Source organism: Marinomonas algae, assembly GCF_047525555.1.
In the GTDB taxonomy this organism is placed as follows: Bacteria; Pseudomonadota; Gammaproteobacteria; order Pseudomonadales; family Marinomonadaceae; genus Marinomonas.
Map to the genome: position 1 here is coordinate 103,542 of NZ_JBLIXK010000012.1, position 6,929 is coordinate 110,470.

Annotated in this window: 7 protein-coding genes; 6 read left to right on the forward strand and 1 reads right to left on the reverse strand. The window is 43.5% G+C overall.

Translation table 11 applies throughout. The annotated features are described in order from the left end of the window. Nucleotides 1–23 precede the first annotated feature (23 nt). From ACMUMQ_RS14225 to ACMUMQ_RS14245, 5 genes are read left to right on the forward strand one after another with little or no spacing between them, the layout of a single operon-like run. Nucleotides 24–938 carry a helix-turn-helix domain-containing protein gene (locus ACMUMQ_RS14225; RefSeq protein WP_414682625.1) on the forward strand — a complete coding sequence of 305 codons (915 nt, stop codon included), beginning with the start codon at nucleotides 24–26 and terminating at the stop codon, nucleotides 936–938. 23 nt (nucleotides 939–961) lie between these two features. Then, nucleotides 962–1,873 (forward strand): ABC transporter substrate-binding protein, encoded by a 912-nt coding sequence (locus tag ACMUMQ_RS14230; RefSeq protein WP_414682626.1) that lies wholly within the window; start codon nucleotides 962–964, stop codon nucleotides 1,871–1,873. Nucleotides 1,874–1,876: 3 nt separating this feature from the next. Continuing rightward, nucleotides 1,877–2,854 (forward strand): iron chelate uptake ABC transporter family permease subunit, encoded by a 978-nt coding sequence (locus ACMUMQ_RS14235; RefSeq protein ID WP_414682627.1) that lies wholly within the window; start codon nucleotides 1,877–1,879, stop codon nucleotides 2,852–2,854. After that, nucleotides 2,847–3,794: an iron chelate uptake ABC transporter family permease subunit gene (locus tag ACMUMQ_RS14240; RefSeq protein ID WP_414682628.1), complete on the forward strand. Its 948-nt coding sequence runs from the start codon at nucleotides 2,847–2,849 to the stop codon at nucleotides 3,792–3,794. Before ACMUMQ_RS14235 ends, ACMUMQ_RS14240 begins: the two co-directional genes overlap by 8 nt. Nucleotides 3,795–3,802: 8 nt before the next feature. Further along, a complete protein-coding gene (locus ACMUMQ_RS14245) occupies nucleotides 3,803–4,558 on the forward strand; it encodes an iron ABC transporter ATP-binding protein (RefSeq protein ID WP_414682629.1) in 756 nt (251 codons plus the stop codon). Between the two features lie 47 nt (nucleotides 4,559–4,605). Here ACMUMQ_RS14245 and ACMUMQ_RS14250 read toward each other — a convergent pair whose 3' ends face one another. Continuing rightward, complete coding sequence (locus tag ACMUMQ_RS14250) at nucleotides 4,606–5,553, reverse strand: LysR substrate-binding domain-containing protein (protein ID WP_414682630.1); 948 nt, start codon at nucleotides 5,551–5,553, stop codon at nucleotides 4,606–4,608. A 199-nt stretch (nucleotides 5,554–5,752) separates the two neighbouring features. On the opposite strand from ACMUMQ_RS14250, the gene ACMUMQ_RS14255 reads away from it, so the two are divergent. After that, nucleotides 5,753–6,721 (forward strand): NAD(P)-dependent oxidoreductase, encoded by a 969-nt coding sequence (locus ACMUMQ_RS14255; protein WP_414682631.1) that lies wholly within the window; start codon nucleotides 5,753–5,755, stop codon nucleotides 6,719–6,721. The last annotated feature ends 208 nt before the right edge of the window (nucleotides 6,722–6,929 follow it).

Below are 6,929 nucleotides of genomic sequence, written 5' to 3' on the forward strand. Positions count from 1 at the left end.
ACCTATTTAGAACGGAGGGAATTGTGGCTCATACTTCTTCCTATGACATGATCAGACACTCAGATACGCACAGCATGACAGAGGGCTGGCGCGGTAAATCTTGGCACTATAGATTAAAAAGTGGTGTGCAGATTCGCGGTGCTCAGACCCGATATGTGTGCGATGTTGATAGCAGTGCAGAAGTGCCACCTCAGATTACTTTTATCTATCTTTTACAAGGAAATATGACACTCATACTGCGTAGGAAAAAATACGTATTTTCTGCCGGTGAACATGGCTGTTGCATCATGATGAGTTCGAAAGAGAGCGAAGTGTTGAGGCGTTTGGCTAATTCTGGAGAGTGTAATAAGCATGTTGTGCTGACTGGAATGGAACAGTGGTTAGACGAAGATGTTATGGAAAACGTCGAAGAATATGACTTGTATAACGAACGTTTGAGAAGTTGGCCAATGACCGCTTCGATGCGAGAAGGCTGTGAACAATGGATGACGTTAGACACTAGCCTAGGCACATTGCAACGTGACATTTTAGGTCTGACTTTACTCAACGCAACATGGAATTATTACCTCTGGTGGCGGAAGCGAACCACGCTCTGTATTGGAGGTCCTGATTATCAGCGTCTTGAGTTAGCGCAATCTTTGGATGTGTTGATGCGCAAGGGCATTTTTGATGCTCAAAGGTATGCGGACGCTTTGAATATGAGTGTTCGGACGCTGCAAAGACGAGCCAAAGAGCAATTGGGTTGCACTCTTAAAGAATGGATTACCGAACAGCGTTTGTTATTAGCAAAGAACGCCATGTTAGAAAAAGGGGTCTCTATTTCGGAGGCAAGTTGGATTGCAGGCTATCAACATAATTCGAGTTTTATTCTGGCTTTTCGTAAGGCTTTTAACGTGACACCCAAGGTGTATCTGTCACTTCAAAAGAGACATTATTAACTCCAAAAATGGTTCAAGATTAGATGAATGTTAGCGTTTTTATTAGCTTAGTAAGTCTGTGTTTCCTGTTTTCAAATGCCGCTCAAGCACTGACTGTATCGACTTTTCGTGGAGAGGTGCCTTTCCCTCAAACGCCACAAACAGTGGTCGCTTTTCCTGCCGGTGTTATTGATACATTGGACGCTTTAGGTGTCTCTGTACAAGGTGTGCCAGAAAACCTCTTTCTGGATTATGTTGATACGCAAAAGGCGCAAACTGTCGGCACACTTTTTACCGCAGACATTGAGAAAATTCATAAAATGTCGCCAGATTTGGTGATCATTGGCGAGCGTTCCGCGCTGCAATATGATGTTTTAACAGACGTGGCTCCCGTGATCGATTTATCCATTCCAAGAGGAAACACTTTCCAAGAAAGTCTTAAAAGAATGCACAGCCTTGCCAAATTGTTTGATAAAGAAGACAAGGCAAAAGAGATAGAAAACAGGCTTTATGAATTACGCGATCAGGCAAAAAAATGGATTAATCCAGACGATTCTGTGATGGTGGTGATGCTGATGGGGCGAGCTTTAAACGTACTCAGTAGCCAAACTCGCATTGATTGGTTTCAAGAAGAGTTAGGAATGAACTTGGAAGCCAGCGATGTGAAAAGTTTGAATGAAGTGGCTCCTATTTCCTATGAATACATTTTGTCTAAAAATCCCGATTGGCTGATTGTTATGGACCGAGACGCATCCGTAGGAAGAAGCGCGAAGGATTTATCGAAAGAATACATGGACACACCGCTTATTCACGCAACGAAAGCGTGGCAGAAAAATCAGATTATTTATTTGAATGGGGTGGGAACACTCAATTCTGTGGGTGGCGTACAAGGCATTGAACACACTCTCGAAGAGCTGATTAAGACATTTTCCGCACGCATGAATGGACAGCCATAATAGATGATACGACACACTGGGCTGACTCAGTCTCTGCTCTTGTTATTGTTTGTTTTATGCTTGATGACACTGATGCTCGCCAGCCTGTTTATTGGCACTTATGACTTAACCTTGGCAAGTGTGTTTGAAAACGAACAAGCCAGTATCGTGATGTTATTAAGCCGTGTTCCGAGAACATTGGCGGTTGTCATCGCAGGCGGTGTGCTTGGGCTTATTGGTGGCTTATCGCAAGTGGTGTTGAACAACCGCTTTGCCGAACCAACAACAATAGGCACAGCGCAAGGCGTTGCCATTGGTTTATTAGGCACGCATATTTTATGGCCCGAATCGCCTTTGTATGTGCACACACTGGTTGCTTCAGGCTTTGGCCTACTAAGTCTTTTTGGCTTTTTCTCTATTATTCGCCAACTCAAACTCAATGACCCAATGTTGTTGCCTTTAATCGGCTTAATCTATTCCGCCATTCTAGGCGCAATCGCCACCTTTATTGCTTTTGAATTTGATCTCATGCAGTTTTTGATGGTTTGGCTTAACGGCGATTTCTCCACCGTGATCAGCGGTCGTTATGAGTTGATATGGGGCGCTGCGGCGATTGCTGTGCTGGTTTATTGGTTAGCGAATCAACTCAACCTGCTTAACTTGGGAGAACAAACCGGTCGCGCTTTGGGAGTACCGTTTAGAACGTTGGTTTTTATTGCCATGATAATGATTGCTTTGTCTACTTCTATGGTGGTGGCGACCGTTGGCATGATCAGCTTTTTAGGTTTGGTTGTGCCAAACATTGTGCGCTATTACTTGGGCGACAATTTGAAACAGAGTTTGCCTTGGTCGGCCTTGATTGGCGCTTTTTTGTTATTAGGCTGTGACATGTTGGGTCGCTATTTGTCGAACCCTTTTGAACTTCCTGCAAGCTTGGTCTTTGGTGTGTTAGGTGGATGCTTTTTCATTTGGGTACTTTATAAAGGTGAGCCAAATGTCTAAAAGTGCTTTGACCATGATTATCGCAATTTGGATTGTGGCGTCTTTATTGTTTCTCTTACTCGGCAGTGGCGGCGATTTGGATTTTGTGTGGCGGTTTCGCGTTAAGAAATGGTTGGCACTGAACTTTGTGGGAGTTTCCGTTGCCTTGGCGACCTTTTTATTTCAAACCGTTTCTCAAAGTAGGGTGCTGACGCCTGCCATAATGGGATTGGACTCGGTGTTCTTATTGTTCAATGTTCTATTCATTGGAATCATTGGCGGCGCTGAGTACGCCAAGATCTCTGGCTCCATTAAATTTTTCCTACAAGTCGTTTTGATGATGCTCTTTGCTGTGGCGGTATTTGGTCTGCTGGTGAGGCGCTTTTCAATGGATATCAGCCGACTCTTGCTCATAGGCATTGCGCTTGGCTTATTGATTCAATCCTTGGTTGAGTTCTTTGCAAGGCTGATTACACCAGAAGATTTTTCTCTGTTTCAGGGCATTGCGTTTGCCCAATTTAACCGTGTTCAAACAGAGCTTCTAGGTGTCGTCGCAGGTGTTCTGTTGTTTGTTATTCTTATGTTGTGGCGCATTTATCCGGCAATCGACATCTATCGTTTAGGACGGAACAGTGCCATCAATCTTGGTATTCCTTATATAAAAATGACCACGAACCTACTGATGCTGGTGGCCATATTAGTCAGCGCCTCTACGGCTTTAGTCGGTCCTATTTTCTTCTTTGGCTTATTAATCACTGCGATTGTTTTTGCTCTTTTTCCCTCAGCTCGATCGGGTTCATTCATGATCATGGCGGCTTTTATTGGCGCGATTTCTCTGGTGGGTGGACAGGCAATTTTTGAGCATGTGTTAGGGCTAGCATCCACATTAAGCGTTGTCATCGAGTTTATTGGTGGCTTGGTGTTTTTTATGCTTTTACTGAAGAGTCGCAAATCTAATTGAGTGTATGAATGATTGAACTATTAAACGTACAACACAACATCTCAGGCAATAGCGTGCTTGAAAACACAAGCTTGACGCTCACTGGGAATCAGGTCATTGCTCTGATCGGGCCGAATGGTGCAGGCAAATCGACACTCTTGTCCTTGATGTCTCGTTTGTCGCCCTTGCAAACGGGCAAGATACTGTTTGATGGAATGGACATATCGACCACGAAAAGTGACGAAGTGGCTCGTAAAATAGCAATACTTCAACAAAGTACGCACTTTATGAGCCGTTTAACGGTTGAGGATTTATTAATCTTCTCTCGTTACCCTTACCATAAAGGCAGACCGAAAGCCGAAGACAAAACCAAGGTAGAAGACATCATTCAATACTTTGGCTTAGAGTCTTTAAAGCATAAATTTATTGATCAATTATCAGGTGGGCAAAGACAAATTGCCCTTGTTGCCATGACATTTTGCCAAGACACCGATTATATCTTGCTGGATGAACCCTTAAATAATCTCGATATGTATCATGCTCGACACTTGATGAGAACACTCAAGCAAGCGATTGCAGACTGGGGAAAAACCATTGTGGTCGTCATGCATGACATTAACTATGCCAGCCAATATGCGGATTATATCGTCGCCTTACAACAGGGCAATGTACTCTTTCACGGCCAAACACTTGAGGTATTAACCGAATCTAATATAGGACAACTGTATAACCTTGATGTGTCCATGTTAACGCTTGGAGACAAGCGATTTTGTGTTCACTTTTAACGAGCCGCGTTATTGATAATGAAGACGGTAGTCAAGAATTGGTAATCTCACTGTTCCAACAACCATTGAATAAAGGTGGTGACGCGTTGGTCTTTGGCGAGGTTTTTGTGGTAGACGATTCCCCATTCGCCAGCGCCTTTATCTTGATGGGAAACGGGAATCACTAGGCGGCCAGAGGCGATGTCTTTGTCTGCAAAAGGGCCATTTACGAGGGCAATACCTTCGCCCACTATGGCCATTTCTAGAGCCGCGGCGAGTGTGTCTACTTCTAGTATTTTTAAGTCTGTATTGTGTGTGTTTGGGTTGTCATCAATAGAATCAAACCAATCTTCCCAGTTCCAATATTTGTTTTCGGTGTAAACAGAAATTAATGGGTATTGGCTCAGTTCATAAGGTTTAGGTGAACTCGGCAATTCAGCCAAAAATTCTGGACTGCAAACAGGGAAGACACTTGATTCAAAAATAGGCTGCCAACTTAAATGATCAGGTAGATCATCGGTTCTATAGATAATGGCAATGTCGGCATGCTTCTCATCAAAACCCCAATTGGCATTGTAGGTGCTTACTTCCAATTCAATATCAGGATAATGCTTTTTAAACTTAGGTAGACGCGGAGCCAACCAGCGGATGGATGTGGTGATGTAGGTTTGTACTCTTAAGCTAGGTTGACTAATAGAAGAGCGAATTTGCTCCGTAGCAGATATCAAAATCCCCAATGCTTGGCGTACAAACTGATAATATTCTTTACCCTCATTGGTAAGACGAATGTGTCTTCCTTCTCGTGAGAAAAGCTTTACGCCTAGGCTGTCTTCTAAGGTTTGTATCTGGTGACTGATGGCCGGATGAGTGAGGCTGAGTTCTTCTGCAGCACCACGAACACTGCCTAATCGTGCCGTTGCTTCGAAACCTTTTAATGATTTTAAAGGCGGTAACTGGCGTAAATCTATTTTGCTTGTATCGTTTTCTTGCTGTCCCTGATTACCAATACTTTTCATACCGCTGCCTATATCGAATCACTTGCCTAGGTTCTGATGTTGAGTGTAAAACAATTGGAAAATTTTTTTTACCAAAGAGAGAAAAAAAAATCAATTTTTAACGGATTCTTTGATGGCTACTCTTTACTAAGTTTATTCTGCGGTACTTTGTGACTCACGAGAGCAAAAAGTACCCATTCACTTTGGTTGAAGGGGCGTCATGATGAAGGTTGGTTTTATTGGGTTAGGTAATGTTGGTGGGCAATTAGCAGGCAGTTTGTTGCGTAATGGCTTAGACGTAATGGTGCGTGATCTAGACGACGCATTGATGTCTAAATTTAAACAGCTAGGCGCTGGAACAGCAGCATCTCCTAAGGAATTAGCCGAAGCATGTGACGTTGTAATCACTTGTCTTCCTTCTCCTGCTGTGTGTTCTCATGTTATGGAAGCAGACGATGGTGTTATTGCCGGCATCAAAGACGGCGGCGTTTGGCTAGAAATGAGTACAACAGACGAAGCAGAAATTCGTCGTATTGCTGAAAAAGTAAAAGCCAAAGGCGCTTTCCCAGTGGATTGCCCTGTATCTGGTGGTTGTCACCGTGCGGGAACAGGTAACATCTCTATCTTTGCAGGTTGTGACCGACCAACGTTCGACAAGGTATTGCCAATTTTAACCACAATGGGCCGTCGTATTATTCATACTGGCGAATTAGGCAGCGCGTCTAAACTGAAAGTTATTACTAACTACTTATGCAGTGTTCACCTTGTTGCCTTGTCTGAAGCACTGACTTCTGCAAAAGTAATGGGCTTGGATATGAACGTGGCTTATGAAGCGATCAAAGCCTCGTCTGGTAACTCTTTCGTACACGAAACAGAGTCTCAAGTGATCTTGAACGGTAGCCGCGACATCAGCTTCACACTGGATCTTGTGTCAAAAGATGTTGGTTTGTTCAACGACGTCGCTAAGCGTCATGGCTTGCCACTAGAGCTTGCGCCACTTGTGGTTGATATCTTCAAAGACGGCCAAGAGCGCTACGGCGACCGTGAGTTTTCTCCAAACATCATCCGTCGTCTAGAAGACGCGTGCAATGTGAAAGTATTAGGCAAAGGCTTCCCAGCACAAATGGTCGATGACGAGCCAGAAGAGCCAGGTTACGAAGTGAAAATCCCATTCCGTAGTGACTACTAATTCTTCCAGAATTTAATCCAGAAAAAACCAAGGCCATCTTAAATAATTAAGATGGCTTTTTTTTGTTCTGCTTTATTTTGTTTAGGTGACCCGTCCTAAATAAGGTTGTCACTTTTCAATACTTCAATTGGAGAGTGCAATGACTACAACACCTAAGCGTACACAGAGAGACTATTCCTTCGCCTTTAAATTGGCAGTTGTTGATCAA